Raw genomic sequence first — 14,820 nt, forward strand, 5'->3', positions numbered from 1 at the left:
CCGTGGCCCGTGGGTTGGGCCTGGGTTCGGGTCCTCAATCGCCGGACGGGCTGGGTTGCCGTGGTCCGGGGGTTGGGCCTGGGTTCGGGTGCTCAATCGCCGGACGGGCTGGTGGCCGCGGCTCTCGGTTGGGCCCTGGTCCGGGGCGATGGGTGGGGTGGCGGGTTGTGGCCCGGGTTTGTCCCGGGGGTGGACGCCTTGTCGCCGGGCGGGCTGATTTCAGCCCGCCCGGCGATTGAGGACACGCCCCCAGGGCGTTCGGGGTTCAGGGGCGGAGCCCCTGGTTCGGGAAGGGGCGGGGTGGGGAACAAGCCCCCGGCGGGGGGCTACGCCTTGCGGAGGCGGAAGGTGAGGCCCAGCGGGGCGTCGGTGAACTCGTCGCCGTAGCCTTCCTCCCCGTCGCCGGAGGCGAAGTCGGTCGCGAGGACCTCGTCCGCGATCAGCTCGGCGTGGTCCGCGAGGGCCTGACGCAGCTCCTCGTCCGCCGACTGCCACCGCAGCGCGATCCGGTCGGCCACATCCAGCCCGCTGTTCTTACGGGCCTCCTGGATCAGCCGGATCGCGTCACGGGCGAGACCCGCGCGCCGCAGCTCCGGGGTGATCTCCAGGTCGAGGGCGACCGTGGCGCCCGCGTCGGAGGCAACGGACCAGCCCTCGCGCGGGGTCTCGGTGATGATGACCTCGTCGGGGGAGAGGGCGACCGTCTCGCCGTCCACCACGACCGACGCGTTCCCCTCGCGCAGCGCGACCGACAGCGCGGCGGCGTCGGCCTCCGCGATCGCCTTGGCGACCGGCTGGGTGCCCTTGCCGAAGCGCTTGCCCAGGGCGCGGAAGTTGGCCTTCGCGGTCGTGTCGACCAGCGAGCCGCCGACCTCGCTCAGCGAGGCGAGCGAGGAGACGTTCAGCTCCTCCTCGATCTGGGCGCGCAGTTCGGCGCCGAGGGTTTCGAAGCCGGAGGCGGCGACCAGCGCGCGCGACAGCGGCTGGCGCGTCTTCACACCGGACTCCGCGCGGGTCGCGCGCCCCAGCTCCACCAGGCGCCGCACGAGCGCCATCCGCTCCGAGAGGGCCGGGTCGATCATCGTCCGGTCCGGCTCCGGCCAGGTGGTCAGGTGCACGGAGGCCGGGGCCTCCGGGCTCACCGGGACGACCAGGTCCTGCCAGACCCGCTCGGTGATGAAGGGCACCAGGGGTGCCATCAGCCTGGTGACCGTCTCGATGACGTCGTGGAGGGTGCGCATCGCGGCGGCGTCGCCCTGCCAGAAGCGGCGGCGCGAGCGGCGCACGTACCAGTTGGACAGGTCGTCGACGAACGCCGACAGCAGCTTTCCGGCGCGCTGGGTGTCGTACGCCTCAAGGGACTCGGTGACCTGCTCGGTGAGCGTGCCCAGCTCGCCCAGCAGCCACCGGTCCAGCAGCGGCCGCTCGGCGGGGGCCGGGTCGGCCGCGGAGGGTGCCCAGCCCGAGGTGCGGGCGTACAGCGCCTGGAAGGCCACCGTGTTCCAGTAGGTGAGCAGTGTCTTGCGCACGACCTCCTGGATGGTGCCGTGGCCCACCCGGCGGGCCGCCCACGGCGAGCCGCCGGCGGCCATGAACCAGCGCACCGCGTCCGCGCCGTGCTGATCCATCAGCGGGATCGGCTGAAGGATGTTGCCCAGGTGCTTGGACATCTTCCGGCCGTCCTCGGCCAGGATGTGACCGAGGCAGACCACGTTCTCGTACGAGGACTTGTCGAAGACGAGCGTGCCGACCGCCATCAGCGTGTAGAACCAGCCGCGGGTCTGGTCGATGGCCTCGGAGATGAACTGCGCCGGGTAGCGCCGCTCGAAGAGCTCCTTGTTGCGGTACGGGTAGCCGTACTGGGCGAACGGCATGGAGCCCGAGTCGTACCAGGCGTCGATGACCTCGGGCACCCGCTCGGCCGTCAGCGAGCAGCCGTCGGCGGTGCAGGTGAAGGTGACCGCGTCGATGTACGGCCGGTGCGGGTCCAGACCGCTCTGGTCGGTGCCGGTCAGCTCGGAGAGCTCGGCGAGGGAGCCGACGCAGGTGAGATGGGACTCGGCGCAGCGCCAGATGGGCAGCGGGGTGCCCCAGTAGCGGTTCCGCGACAGCGCCCAGTCGATGTTGTTATTGAGCCAGTCGCCATAGCGGCCGGTCTTGACCGACTCGGGATACCAGTTGGTCTTCTCGTTCTCCCGCAGCAGCGCGTCCTTGATCGCGGTGGTGCGGATGTACCAGGACGGCTGGGCGTAGTAGAGCAGCGCCGTGTGGCAGCGCCAGCAGTGCGGATAGCTGTGCTCGTACGGCACGTGCCGGAACAGCAGCCCGCGCTCCTTGAGGTCCGCCGTCAGCGCCTCGTCGGCCTTCTTGAAGAACTGGCCGCCGACCAGGTCCAGGCCCTCCTCGAAGGTGCCGTCCGGGCGGACCGGGTTGACCACCGGCAGCCCGTAGGCCCGGCAGGTCAGCAGGTCGTCCTCACCGAACGCGGGGGACTGGTGGACCAGACCGGTGCCGTCCTCGGTCGTCACATACTCGGCGTTGACGACGAAGTGGGCGTCGGGGATCTCCACCAGCTCGAAGGGGCGCCGATAGCTCCAGCGCTCCATCTCGGCCCCGGTGAAGGACTCGCCGGCGACCGTCCAGCCCTCGCCGAGCGCCTTCTCGACCAGCGGCTCGGCGACGACCAGCTTCTCCTCGCCGTTGGTGGCGACCACATAGCGCACCTCCGGGTGCGCGGCCACGGCGGTGTTGGAGACCAGGGTCCATGGCGTGGTCGTCCACACCAGCAGCGCCGCCTCGCCCGCCAGTGGGCCCGAGGTCAGCGGGAAGCGCACGAAGACGGAGGGGTCGACGACCGTCTCATAGCCCTGGGCGAGCTCGTGGTCGGACAGCCCGGTGCCGCAGCGCGGGCACCAGGGGGCCACCCGGTGGTCCTGGACCAGCAGCCCCTTGTTGAAGATCTCCTTGAGGGACCACCACACGGACTCGATGTACCCGGGGTTCATGGTCCAGTACGCGCCGTCGAGGTCGGTCCAGAACCCCATCCGGGTGGTGAGCTCGGCGAAGGCGTCGGTGTGCCGGGTGACGGACTCCCGGCACTTGGCGTTGAACTCGGCGATGCCGTACGCCTCGATGTCCTTCTTGCCGTTGAAGCCCAGCTCCTTCTCGACCGCCAGCTCGACCGGCAGGCCGTGGCAGTCCCAGCCCGCCTTACGGTCGACGTGGTAGCCCCGCATGGTGCGGAAGCGCGGGAAGACGTCCTTGAAGACGCGGGCCTCGATGTGGTGGGCGCCCGGCATGCCGTTCGCGGTCGGGGGGCCCTCGTAGAAGACCCACTCGGGCCGCCCCTCGGACTGCTCGAGGCTACGGGCGAAGATCTTGTTCTCCCGCCAGAAGTCGAGCACGGCGTGCTCGAGGGCGGGCAGGTCGACCTGGGCGGGCACCTGGCGGTACTGCGGCGTCATCGGGGCTCTTCTTCCTCCGGCGGACACGTGCTCTTCCGTTTCCGTCGGAGGGACGAGAGCCGTGCGCTCCCGCGGTACCACCCTCCTTGACCGGCAGCCGCTGGCTCCCGGCCCCCTCATTGGGATCGCGATGCCGGTTCTACTGACCCAGGGCGGGCGTTCTTCCGGCGGCTCCGGGGTGATCCTTCACATCGCGCTCGCCCCCGGGCTCACACCGTCCCCGGGTCGCTCTGGGCCGCCTACGACGCTACTCGTCCCCATCCACGTCTTTCGCTGCGCCCCAGTGTACGGGGCCGGGGAGCCCGGGGCCGACCGAATAAGGCGCTGCGCCGAGTGGGGGACGCCCGGGTCCGGGGACTGGCCCGAATGGCCGGACGCCGGGGGCCGCGATCAGGACAGTCACGCTGGGTCACCCCCGGGTATCGCATCCCGGACGGATTACCGGAGGCGGAGTGGGGCACAACGGTGGAGACCGGGTTGTCGTACGGGCAAGCCGGGCGAATCGGGCGGCGTGCCCCGTTGCCGCCCGCTCGGAGTCGATTTATCGTTCCGGAACGATTCGCGCGCAAGATCACAATATGTGAAGGGGCCGCGGCCATGGTGGCGAGAAAGACCACCGTGCAGAAGAGCACGGCGAAGGCGACGAAGGCCGCACCCGGCAAGAAGAGCGCCTCGGGCAAGAAGGCCGTCAACGAGACCGCGGCACCCGGCAGGGCCGCCGCGCAAGGCGCCGCCAAGGCGGCGAGGAAGAGCGCACCGAAGAAGAAGTCGGAGACGCCAGCCAAGAAGGCCGCGCCCGCCGACAAGGCGGTGCCCGCGAAGAAGACGGGAGCCAGGAAAGTGGTTGCGAAGAAGACCTCGGGTGGTGCGCCGACCGGCAAGAAGGCCACGACGACCGCGCCGCCCCTGCCCAAGGCCCGTGCGGCGGGCGCCCCCGTCGACCCCGGCGAGCTCGCGGTCCGCCCGGGCGAGGACCCCTGGTCGGCCGGGGAGGTGGACGAGGCGCGCGCCGGGCTGCTGGCCGAGGCCGGCCGGCTGCGCACCGAGATCCTCGCCTCCGAGGAGGCGATCACCGGGCTGATGCGCGATTCCGGCGACGGCGCGGGCGACGACCAGGCCGACACCGGCACCAAGAACATCACCCGCGAGCATGAGATGGCCCTGACCGGAAACGCCCGCGAGATGCTGCTCCAGACCGAGCGCGCCCTGGAGCGGCTGGACACCGGGACGTACGGGCTGTGCGAGAGCTGTGGCAATCCGATCGGCAAGGCGCGGATGCAGGCGTTCCCCCGGGCCACGCTGTGTGTTGAGTGCAAGCAGCGCCAGGAGCGGCGCTGACGCCCGTACGCGTGTGCCGTACCCTCGTCCCTCACAGGGGGAGACAGACTCACGAGGTTGAGGGACTCACGTGACAGAGGCGGAGCAGGCCATCGGTACGCCGGACGCGGGGAAGGCGGAGGGAGGCGCCGGGACCAGCGCCGCCGGATCCGGTGAGGCCGCGGCGGGCAGGGGGAAGCGGCGTGTCGGGGTGCTCCTCGCGGTCGCGGCGCTGGCCTATCTGATCGACCTGACCAGCAAGCTGGCCGTGGTCGCGAAGCTGGAGCACCACGCTCCGGTCGAGGTGATCGGCACCTGGCTGCAGTTCGAGGTGATCCGCAACCGGGGGGCCGCGTTCGGCTTCGGCGAGGCCATGACCATCGTCTTCACGGTGATCGCGGTCGGCGTCATCGTGGTGATCGCGCGGCTGGCCCGCAAGCTCCACAGCCTGCCCTGGGCCATCGCGCTCGGACTGCTGCTCGGCGGCGCCTTCGGCAATCTCACCGACCGGATCTTCCGGGCGCCCGGGGATTTCCAGGGGGCGGTCGTCGACTTCATCGCGCCCTCCCACTTCGCGGTCTTCAACCTCGCCGACTCGGCCATCGTGTGCGGTGGCTTCCTGATCGTGATCCTGTCCTTCCGCGGTCTGGACCCGGACGGCACGGTCCACAAGGACTGACCGGGGCCGACACCGGTCCGGCCCTGGAAGGGGCGGGGCGGCCGTATCCGACGGGCGTACGAACCGGTGCTCCCGGTCCGGCATACTCGTCGGGTGAGTACGATTCCCGAGATCCGCACCCTGCCCGTACCGGACGGTCTGGAGGGCGAGCGCGTCGATGCCGCGATCGCCCGCATGTTCGGTTTTTCCCGGACCAAGGCTGCCGAGCTGGCCGCGGCCGGAAAGGTGCAGCTCGACGGCAGTGTCGCCGGGAAGTCCGACCGGGTCTCCGGGGGTGCCTGGCTCGAGGTCGAGATGCCGCAGGCCGCGCCGCCGGTGCGGATCGTCGCCGAGCCCGTCGAGGGCATGGACATCGTGCACGACGACGAGGACATCGTGGTCGTCTCCAAGCCGGTCGGCGTCGCCGCCCACCCCAGCCCCGGCTGGAGCGGCCCCACCGTGATCGGCGGGCTCGCCGCCGCCGGTTTCCGCGTCTCCACCTCGGGCGCCGCCGAGCGCCAGGGGATCGTGCACCGGCTGGACGTCGGCACCTCCGGGCTGATGGTCGTCGCCAAGTCCGAGCTCGCGTACTCCGTGCTCAAGCAGCAGTTCCGCGAGCGCACCGTGGACAAGCGCTACCACGCGCTGGTCCAGGGCCACCCGGACCCGCTGAGCGGCACCATCGACGCCCCGATCGGCCGTCATCCCCAGCACGACTACAAGTGGGCGGTGACCGCGGACGGCAAGCCGAGCGTCACCCACTACGACCTCATCGAGGCGTTCCGCGCCGCCAGCCTCCTCGACATCAAGCTGGAGACCGGCCGCACCCACCAGATCCGGGTGCACATGGCGGCCCACCGCCACCCCTGCGTCGGCGACCTCACCTACGGCGCGGACCCGACGCTCGCCAAGCGGCTGAAGCTGACCCGGCAGTGGCTGCACGCCGTGCGGCTCGGCTTCGAGCACCCCGCGCACGGCGGATGGGTCGAGTTCGAAAGCGTATACCCGGACGATCTGCGCGGGGCGCTGGACATCGTGAAGGCGGAGAGCGCGTGATCGAGGTCGTGACCGACGGGGACCTCTCCGGCTGCTTCGCGGTCCGCCGCGAGGTCTTCGTGGTGGAGCAGCGGATCCCCGAGGAGGAGGAGATGGACGCGTACGACGCGCACGCCGTCCACCTCCTGGCCACCGACGACGGGGGCCGCCCGGTGGGCACCGCCCGCTTCCTGCACGGCGCGGCCGCGGACAAGAAGTACGGCCGCGCCGGTGTCGACGGCGCCACCACCGCCGTGCTCGGCCGCCTCGCGGTGGTCCGCGCGGCGCGGGGCACGGGGCTGGGGGCCGACCTGGTCCGGGCCGTCGAGGCGGAGGCCCACCGGCGCGGTCTGGCCGAGGTCTATCTGGAGTCCCAGACCCATGCGCTCGGCTTCTACGAGCGGCTGGGCTACGAGGCGTTCGGGCCCGAGTTCGACGAGGGCAGCGGCATCCCGCACCGGGCGATGCGACGGTCGCTGTAGCGGCGGGCCGCCGGGCTCACCGTGGGTGCCGGGCGTCCTTGCGCAGCCCGTCCTCGAAGCGGGCGAAGTGATCGTGGCGCTCACGGCGGCGCTCGCTCTCCAGCAGCGCCTGCGGGGCCTGCGCGGCCGGGGCGGTGGCGATGCGCGGCAGGGCGTACGGATGGGCGTCCCGCAGCCAGATGATCATCTTCTCGCGCACCTCACAGCGCACGGTCCACGCGTCGTCCGGGTCCCGCGCCGTGATGAGCGCCCGCACCATGATGGTGCTCGGGGTGGTGTCCGTCACCACCAGGTTCCAGTCCCGGCCGTCCCAGGCCGGGGACTTCCTCACGATCTCGCGCAGGTGCTCCCGCATCTCCTCGATCGGCGCGGTGTGGTCCAGGTGGAAGAAGACCGTGGCCACCTTCTGGGTGCCGCCGCGTGACCAGTTCTCGAACGGCTTGTTGGTGAAGTACGACACCGGCATGGTGATCCGGCGCTCGTCCCAGGTCCGTACGGACAGGAAGGTCAGCGTGATCTCCTCGACCGTGCCCCACTCGCCGTCCACGACCACCGTGTCGCCGATCCGCACCATGTCGCCGAAGGCGATCTGGAGCCCCGCGAAGAGGTTCCCCAGCGTGGACTGGGCGGCCACACCGGCGACCACACCGAGGATCCCGGCGGAGGCCAGCATGGAGGTGCCGACCGTGCGCATCGTCGGGAAGGTCAGCAGCATGGCGGAGGCCGCCACCACGCCGACGATCGCGGCCACCACCCGCTGGATCAGCGTCACCTGGGTACGCACCCGGCGCACCCGCGCGGGGTCGTGCGCGCTGGAGGAGGCATAGCGGAAGTAGGAGGACTCCACCACGGCCGAGGAGACCCGCACGATGAGCCACGCCGTGGCCGCGATGAGCACCAGCGCGAGCAACTGGCCGATCGCCGACCCGTGCTCCTGGACGACCCTCGCATCCGTCTTGTCGTACGAACCGCTCAGCAACGCCGTGCACACGGTCACCTGGAGAGGGAGCCGGCAGCGGCGCAGATGGTCCCACAGGGGGGTCTCGGGATGCCGGGCGTCGACCCTCCGCAGCACCCAGTCGACGGCCCAGCCGATGAACAGCGTGATGGCCAGTGAGCCGCCGATGACGATGAGCGGACGCAGCACGTCCTCCATGGACACCTACCTCATCCTTCCCCAGGGGAGACACCAGGGTGTCCTGTGCCGCCTTCCCCGGATCCGGTGTCCTCAGACTGTGACTGGCACGATAGGAGGGGCCGATCCACGGAATGTGAAACGGGAAGGAAAGTGACGGCGGTGGCCGATACCTCGACGATTGTGCTGTTCCACTCCGCGTACGGGCTGCGGCCCGCCGTGCACGAGGCGGCCGACCGGCTGCGCGCGGCCGGGCATGAGGTGGTGGTGCCGGACCTGTACGAGGGGGAGACCGCCGAGACCGTCGAGGACGGCATGGTGATCAAGGAGCGGATCGGCCGGGACGAGTTGCTGAAACGGGCCGTCACCGCCGCCGCCCCGTACTCGGACCGCGGGCTGGTCTACGCCGGGTTCTCGCTCGGTGGCTCCCTCGCGCAGAACCTGGCGCTGGCCGACGACAAGGCGCGCGGACTGCTCCTGCTGCACGGCACCTCGGACATCGCCGACGACGCCGCGGCCGACGACCTGCCGGTGCAGCTCCATGTGGCCGACCCCGACCCGTTCGAGCCGCACGACTGGCTCAACGCCTGGTATCTGCGGATGCGGCGGGCCGGTGCCGATGTGGAGGTCTTCCGCTACGGCGGGGCCGGGCACATCTTCACCGACCCCGAGCTGCCGGACTACGACAAGGAGGCCGCCGAGGCCACCTGGCGGGTGGCGCTCGGCTTCCTGGCGGGCCTCTGAGCCTTTGACACGCGAGCGGGCTTTTGACGTACGGGTGAGTCTCTAACGCACGGGCGCGTCGGCGCGCTCGACCCGCTGGCTGCCCGCCTGGGTGCGGTACGACCGCGTCCAGGCGCTCGTGGCGTGCGGATCGGTCCGGTCGGAGACGGTGTAGTAGTCCATCTGGGCCCGCCGCGGGGTGACATCGAGCACGCCGTAGCCGTGCGAGTCCATGTCCACCCACTTCACATGGCGGTTGGCGGCCCTGATCGCGGCGGCCGCCGCCAGGGACACCGTCTGCGGCGCCACATGCAGCAGGTCGTCGAGGTTGTCCGAGGTCACCGAGGTGACCACGAACTCGGTCGCGGCCGACCGGGAGAGCGGATAGGTGGCGGCCTTCACCGGTACGTCGTTGGCCCACGCCATATGGATGTCACCGGTGAGGAAGACCGTATTGCCGATCCCGTGGTCGGTGAGGTGGGCGAGCAGCTCGCGCCGGTCGTCCGTATAGCCGTCCCACTGGTCGGTGTTGATGGCCAGCCCGCCCTTGGGCAGCCCCAGCAGCTCGGCCAGCGGGCCCAGCAACTCGGCGGGAAGGGCCCCGAAGGCGACCGGTGAGATCATTACCGAGTTGCCCACCAGTCGCCAGGTGGTGTCCGAGGCGGTCAGGCCCGACTTCAGCCAGTCGAGCTGGGCGCGCCCGGTCAGGGTGCGCTCCGGGTCGTCCACGTCCCCGCTGCCGGTGGCCGCCTGCTGGGAGCGGAACGAGCGCAGATCGAGCAGGTGGAGATCGGCGAGGCTGCCGTAGCGCAGCCGCCGGTAGGTGGTGCCCTGGGTCGAGGGGCGCACCGGCATCCACTCGAAGTACGCCTGCTTGGCGGCGGCCACCCGCTGGGCCCATGCCCCCTCGGTGCCGGGCGTGTGGTTCTCCGCCCCGCCGGACCAGGCGTCGTTGGCGAACTCGTGGTCGTCCCAGATCGCGATCAGGGGGAGCGCGGCGTGCAGCGCCTGGGCGTCGGGGTCGGTCTTGTAGTTCCCGTGCCGGACGCGGTAGTCGGCGAGCGTGACGATCTCGTGGGTGGGGGCGTGCGGGCGGACGACGTACCTGGCCTCCGGGTATTCACCGCTCTGGTACTCGTAGATGTAGTCGCCCAGATGGAGTACCGCGTCCAGGTCGGTGCGGGCGGCCAGATGGCGGTACGGGGAGAACCAGCCCGCCTCCCAGTTGGCGCAGGAGACCACGCCGAAGCGCACTCCCTCGGTCGCCGCGTCGTGCGCGGGGGCGGTGCGGGTACGCCCCACGGGGGAGCGGACGCCGCCCTCCGCGCCGAAGCGGTAGAAGTAGCCGGTGGCGGGCCGCAGCCCGCGCACATCGGCCTTGACGGTGTGGTCGGTGTCGGCGGCGGCCTTGACGGCGCCGCGGGCGACGACCGAGCGGAAGTCCCGGTCCTCGGCGACCTCCCAGGTCACCTCGACGGCGGGGCCGAGCCCCGAGCCGGGCACGGCGTCGGGGGCGGGCGTGATACGGGTCCACAGCAGGATCCCGTCGGGCAGCGGGTCGCCCGAGGCGACGCCGTGCAGGAAGGCGGGCCCGGAGGCGGCGGTGGCGGTGGGGCCCGGGACGAGGGGCAGCAGGGCGGCGGCGGCCGCCGCGGCCGTGACGGCGCTTCGGCGCGATATGTGGAGGTCGGTCACGGCCGAGGAGATTACTGACAAGTAGCCCGCTGGGACAGGGGGCTTGGGAGATGTTCGCCTACCCGTCGCCGCCAGGTCACAGGCGGCATCGGGCCATAACGCCGTCGGCGGGCGCGCCCTGGGGCGCGCCCGCCGAACCGGCCGGGATGGGCCGGGCGCTACCTCTTCAGCTCCTGCTTGACGAGCGGGGTGAACTGGTCCGGGGTCATCGGCGGGTTGTCGCCCACCTGCAGCTTCTTCCCGTTCAGCTTGAAGGACGGGGTGCCGGTGACGTCCTTGGTGTCGTTGAACGTCTTGGACATGGCCAGCGCCCACCGGTCGTAGGTGCCGTTCTTCACGGCCTTCTCGAAGGCCGTGTTGCCCTTCAGCTCCTTGACCTGCTGGGCGACGTCGATCAGCTTCTGGTCGTTCGCGAAGGCGTCATCGGTCTCCTCCGGGTGGTTCTTCGGCGCGTACAGCGCCTCCTTGTAGTCCAGGAACGCCTGCGGGCTGACGTCGAGGGCCGCGCCGAGCGCGCTCAGCGCGTTCTTCGAGCCGGCGCCGGGCTGCTGCTTGTTGTCGTCGAGGAAGGTGCCCATGGTGAACTGCGCCTTGTAGGTGCCGTCCTTGATGTCCTTGAGCACGGTCGGGCCGGTGTACTTCTCGAACTGGGCACAGACCGGGCAGCGCATGTCCTCGTAGACGTGCAGGGTGTTCTTGGCCTTCTTGTCGCCGATGACGACCGTCGTGCCCTGGGGGCCGGTGGCGTTGGCGGGCTTGGCGAACGTCTTCTTCTCGGCCGCCGCCCGCCACTTCTGGTTGGCGTCGTCGGAGTTCATGTTGGTGACGGCGTAGCCGATGCCGCCGGCTATCGCGAGGACCGCGACGACCGCGCCGCCGACGAACAGCTGGCGCCGCATCCGGTCCTTCTTGGCCTGGCGCTCGCGCTCGGCGCGCAGCCGCTCGCGCGCGGCCTGCTTGTTCTGCTGGCTGTTGCGATTGCTCATGATGGTTCGATCTCCGTGGGTGTGCGTCGTCAGTGATGCGTACGGGGGTGTGGAGCGCTGTGCTCAGGCAGCAGTGGCCGAGCGGGGCGGTCCACGACGCACCACGGAGTGCACGAGGAGAGGGAGAGCCGGTGCCGGGCGCACCGGCCGCACGGGCCGCGGGGCCCGGCGGTGGGGCAGCGAGGCCGCCGCGTGGACCGCGACGGCCAGCAGCAGCGGCCGGAAGGCGAAGGCGGCCACGGAGGCCAGCAGACGGCTCAGGGCGGCCTCGCCGCGCCGCAGCCAGGCCGAGGCGATCAGACCCACCGCGATATGCGCGGCGAGCAGCAGCCAGGGGGTGGCGGAGCTCACGGCGGCCGCCAGCGGGGTGGCGACGCCGTTCTGGGAGACCCCGGGCAGCGGACCGCCGAGGTCGCCCCCGCCACACAGCACGGTGACCCCCATGGAGCGCAGGGAGCCCGCCACCGGGCCGCCGGACTGTCCGTAACACGCCTGCTGGCCGGTGGTGAAGATCGTGTCGGCGGCCAGCTCCAGGGGGATCATCAGGGCCGCTATGGACCAGAAGCCCCGCTCCCGGCCCGCGAGGGCGTACGCGGCGGCGAAGACGGCCACCGCGAGCGCGGAGACGGTGCCGAGCGGCAGCGGGGCCCGCGACAGCAGGACATGCGAAGCCGAGGACAGCGTGACGCACAGCGCCGTGAAGAGCGCCGCGCGCACTGCCCTCAGCTGCGGTCCGGTGCCGTCCATGACTTCGAATTCTGCCATGAACGGCTGTAGGGACCATGTGAAGAATCGGCCCGGCGGCCGACTACCCGCCTGACCTGCTGGTTCACCCCTTGAGCTGCTTGTTCACCGCTTCCGTGAACTCCGTCGCGGTCGCGGGGGTGGAGCCGCCGCTGCCGGTCAGCTGGGAGCCGTCGAGCTTGACGGTGGGGGTGCCGCTCACCCCGGAGGCGTCGAAGTCGGCGATCACCTTCTTCGCCCAGGGGTCGTAGGTGCCCTCGCGCAGAGCCTCCCGGAAGGAGGCGTTCGTCTTGAGCGCGTACACCTCCTGGGAGACGGTCAGCAGCTGGTCGTCGTCGGCGTAGGAGTCCTTGCTCTCCTCGGGGTGGTTCTTCGGCGACATCAGGGCGGCCTTGTAGTCGAGGAAGGTGTCGGTGCTCACGTCCAGCGCCGCCCCGAGGGCGCTCAGGGCGTTCGCGGAGCCGCTGCCGCCCATGCTCTTGTCGAGGATGGCGGCGAAGTGGAACGAGACCTTGTACTTGCCGGCCTTGATGTCCTTGGCGATGGTCGGCCCGACCGCCTGGTCGAAGGAGGCGCACGGCGGGCAGCGCAGATCCTCGTAGACGTCGAGGGTGTGCTCGGCACCGGCCTCGCCGATCACCACGGTGGTACCGCTCGGCCCGGAGCTGTGGGCGGGCGTGACGAGGTTTCCCGGGCCCTGTGAGCCACCGGAACCGCCCGAGCCGGGCGGGCCCTGGACGACATCGTCCGACGCGCCGACCCGGGAGCCCTGGTCGTCATCCGTGAACACGAGGACGCCCGCGACCACCGCGGCGGCGGCCGCCACCGCGATGACGGCCGTAAGGCCGCCATTGCGCTGCCGGTCCGCCGGTGCGGGAGCGCCGCCCCAAGGCCCGCCATCCGGGCCCGGCGGCGGACCCTGAGGCGGCGGGGGAACGGGCGGGAGGCCCGGAGGCTGATCCGGGGGCGGCGGATGACCCGGCTGCTGATACGGATTCTGCTGCGGGTCTCGCTCGCCCCCCGGCGGCTGCTGTCCAGGCCACATGAGAGACAACCATAGGGGGGCGAGCGCACCCCGGCCATGGCCGGGGGACGATCAACGGTCCCGGGGGACGGGCGCCCCACGGGGGAGGCGATCAGAGGCCGGGGATGCGGCCGTTGCGGAAGAGGTCCACGAAGATCTGGTGGTCGGCGCGGGCGCGCGCACCGTAGGAGTGCGCGAAGTCCACCAGGAGCTCGGCGAAGCCGTCCTCGTCGGCGGCGATCACCGCGTCGATGGCCCGCTCGGTGGAGAACGGCACCAGCGAGTGGCCGCTCTGGTCGTCCGCGGCCGCGTGCATGGTGGCCGTGGCCCGGCCCAGGTCGGCCACGACGGCCGCGATCTCGGCCGGGTCGTCGATGTCGGACCAGTCCAGGTCCACCGCGTACGGCGACACCTCGGCGACCAGCTGCCCCGCCCCGTCCAGCTCGGTCCAGCCCAGCCACGGGTCGGCGTGGGCCTGGAGCGCGCGCTGGGAGATCACCGTGCGGTGGCCCTCGTGGTGGAAGTACGACCGCACCTGCTCATCGGTGATGTGCCGGGAGACCGCCGGGGTCTGCCCCTGCTTCATGTAGATCACCACATCGTTCTCCAGGGCGTCGCTGTTGCCCTCCAGAAGGATGTTGTACGAGGGGAGCCCGGCGCTGCCGATGCCGATACCCCGGCGGCCCACCACGTCCTTGACGCGGTAGGAGTCCGGGCGCGAGAGACTGGACTCGGGGAGCGTCTCCAGATAGCCGTCGAAGGCGGCCAGGACCTTGTAGCGGGTGGCCGCGTCCAGCTCGATGGACCCGCCGCCGGCCGCGAAGCGGCGCTCGAAGTCGCGGATCTCGGTCATCGAGTCCAGCAGCCCGAAGCGGGTCAGCGAGCGGGCGTCACGCAGCGCGTCCAGCAGCGGGCCCTCCGCGGTCTCCAGGGTGAAGGGCGGCACCTCGTCGTTCTTGGCGCCGGTGGCCAGGGCGTGGACGCGCTCGCGGTAGGCGCCGGCGTACGTCCGCACCAGCTCGGTGATCTTCTCGTCGCTGAGCGCCTTGGTGTAGCCGATGAGCGCCACGGAGGCGGCGAAGCGCTTGAGGTCCCAGGTGAAGGGGCCGACGTACGCCTCGTCGAAGTCGTTCACATTGAAGATCAGTCGGCCGTTGGCGTCCATGTAGGTGCCGAAGTTCTCGGCGTGGAGGTCGCCGTGGATCCACACCCGGCTGGTGCGGTCGTCCAGGTACGGCCCGCCGGAGCGCTCCCGCTCCACATCGGAATAGAACAGGCAGGCGGTACCGCGGTAGAACGCGAACGCCGAGGCGGCCATCTTCCGGAACTTGACGCGGAAGGCGGCCGGGTCGGCGGCGAGCAGCTCGCCGAAGGCGGTGTCGAATACGGCGAGGATGTGCTCGCCGCGCTGCTCCGCCTGGGTCTGCTGGGTCGACATCGCGGAACGCCTCCTGGGGCATGAGAGAGATGATCGGTGGGGCAGATACGACAGGGTATGTTCCGTCTCGCCGGGTGCGCGGGAGGACCGGATGACCCGTCGGGATCAACGCCTGAGGC

At 71.1% G+C, this 14,820-nt stretch carries 12 protein-coding genes; 5 read left to right on the top strand and 7 right to left on the bottom strand.

The window, feature by feature from the left end; all coding sequences use genetic code 11:
- Positions 1-326: 326 nt before the first annotated feature.
- A complete protein-coding gene (gene ileS, locus ACMTAK_RS36330; RefSeq protein WP_413810086.1) occupies positions 327-3,464 on the bottom strand; it encodes an isoleucine--tRNA ligase in 3,138 nt (1,045 codons plus the stop codon).
- A gap of 597 nt (positions 3,465-4,061) precedes the next feature.
- Between ileS and ACMTAK_RS36335 the strand changes: the two genes are divergently transcribed.
- The 4 genes from ACMTAK_RS36335 to ACMTAK_RS36350 all read left to right on the top strand — a co-directional run bounded on the left by ACMTAK_RS36335 (position 4,062) and on the right by ACMTAK_RS36350 (position 6,956).
- Positions 4,062-4,802, top strand: coding sequence for a TraR/DksA family transcriptional regulator (locus ACMTAK_RS36335; protein WP_413810087.1), 741 nt, complete (start codon positions 4,062-4,064; stop codon positions 4,800-4,802).
- Between the two features lie 70 nt (positions 4,803-4,872).
- The gene (gene lspA, locus ACMTAK_RS36340; RefSeq protein WP_020872083.1) at positions 4,873-5,460 is read left to right on the top strand and encodes a signal peptidase II; all 588 of its coding nucleotides are present in this window, start codon (positions 4,873-4,875) and stop codon (positions 5,458-5,460) included.
- 93 nt (positions 5,461-5,553) lie between these two features.
- The gene (locus ACMTAK_RS36345; protein ID WP_020872084.1) at positions 5,554-6,495 is read left to right on the top strand and encodes an RluA family pseudouridine synthase; all 942 of its coding nucleotides are present in this window, start codon (positions 5,554-5,556) and stop codon (positions 6,493-6,495) included.
- The gene (locus tag ACMTAK_RS36350; RefSeq protein WP_413810088.1) at positions 6,492-6,956 is read left to right on the top strand and encodes a GNAT family N-acetyltransferase; all 465 of its coding nucleotides are present in this window, start codon (positions 6,492-6,494) and stop codon (positions 6,954-6,956) included. The genes ACMTAK_RS36345 and ACMTAK_RS36350 overlap by 4 nt, the downstream gene beginning before the upstream one ends.
- 16 nt (positions 6,957-6,972) lie before the next feature.
- Here ACMTAK_RS36350 and ACMTAK_RS36355 read toward each other — a convergent pair whose 3' ends face one another.
- Complete coding sequence (locus tag ACMTAK_RS36355; protein WP_413813103.1) at positions 6,973-8,112, bottom strand: mechanosensitive ion channel family protein; 1,140 nt, start codon at positions 8,110-8,112, stop codon at positions 6,973-6,975.
- 132 nt (positions 8,113-8,244) lie between these two features.
- Here ACMTAK_RS36355 and ACMTAK_RS36360 point away from each other — a divergent pair, with 132 nt between their 5' ends.
- Positions 8,245-8,835 (top strand): dienelactone hydrolase family protein, encoded by a 591-nt coding sequence (locus ACMTAK_RS36360; RefSeq protein ID WP_413810089.1) that lies wholly within the window; start codon positions 8,245-8,247, stop codon positions 8,833-8,835.
- Positions 8,836-8,877: 42 nt separating this feature from the next.
- Here the strand turns inward: ACMTAK_RS36360 and ACMTAK_RS36365 are convergent, their stop codons facing one another.
- The 5 genes from ACMTAK_RS36365 to ACMTAK_RS36385 all read right to left on the bottom strand — a co-directional run bounded on the left by ACMTAK_RS36365 (position 8,878) and on the right by ACMTAK_RS36385 (position 14,701).
- Positions 8,878-10,509, bottom strand: coding sequence for an alkaline phosphatase D family protein (locus tag ACMTAK_RS36365; RefSeq protein WP_413810090.1), 1,632 nt, complete (start codon positions 10,507-10,509; stop codon positions 8,878-8,880).
- 158 nt (positions 10,510-10,667) lie between these two features.
- Positions 10,668-11,495 carry a thioredoxin domain-containing protein gene (locus ACMTAK_RS36370; RefSeq protein WP_413810091.1) on the bottom strand — a complete coding sequence of 276 codons (828 nt, stop codon included), beginning with the start codon at positions 11,493-11,495 and terminating at the stop codon, positions 10,668-10,670.
- Positions 11,496-11,558: 63 nt separating this feature from the next.
- Positions 11,559-12,260, bottom strand: coding sequence for a hypothetical protein (locus ACMTAK_RS36375; protein WP_413810092.1), 702 nt, complete (start codon positions 12,258-12,260; stop codon positions 11,559-11,561).
- Between the two features lie 64 nt (positions 12,261-12,324).
- Positions 12,325-13,065 (bottom strand): thioredoxin domain-containing protein, encoded by a 741-nt coding sequence (locus ACMTAK_RS36380; protein ID WP_413810093.1) that lies wholly within the window; start codon positions 13,063-13,065, stop codon positions 12,325-12,327.
- A 310-nt stretch (positions 13,066-13,375) separates the two neighbouring features.
- The gene (locus tag ACMTAK_RS36385; protein WP_044576934.1) at positions 13,376-14,701 is read right to left on the bottom strand and encodes a DUF2252 domain-containing protein; all 1,326 of its coding nucleotides are present in this window, start codon (positions 14,699-14,701) and stop codon (positions 13,376-13,378) included.
- Positions 14,702-14,820: the final 119 nt, after the last annotated feature.

This window comes from Streptomyces lacaronensis (assembly GCF_047337785.1).
Lineage (GTDB): Bacteria > Actinomycetota > Actinomycetes > Streptomycetales > Streptomycetaceae > Streptomyces > Streptomyces lycopersici.

Bases quoted from the DNA above. Each gene is read 5' to 3' on its own strand.
- ACMTAK_RS36355 (WP_413813103.1), bottom strand. From the start codon at position 8,112: ATGGAGGACGTGCTGCGTCCGCTCATCGTCATCGGCGGCTCACTGGCC.
- ileS (WP_413810086.1), bottom strand. From the start codon at position 3,464: ATGACGCCGCAGTACCGCCAGGTGCCCGCCCAGGTCGACCTGCCCGCC.
- ACMTAK_RS36335 (WP_413810087.1), top strand. From the start codon at position 4,062: ATGGTGGCGAGAAAGACCACCGTGCAGAAGAGCACGGCGAAGGCGACG.
- ACMTAK_RS36375 (WP_413810092.1), bottom strand. From the start codon at position 12,260: ATGGCAGAATTCGAAGTCATGGACGGCACCGGACCGCAGCTGAGGGCA.
- ACMTAK_RS36385 (WP_044576934.1), bottom strand. From the start codon at position 14,701: ATGTCGACCCAGCAGACCCAGGCGGAGCAGCGCGGCGAGCACATCCTC.
- ACMTAK_RS36370 (WP_413810091.1), bottom strand. From the start codon at position 11,495: ATGAGCAATCGCAACAGCCAGCAGAACAAGCAGGCCGCGCGCGAGCGG.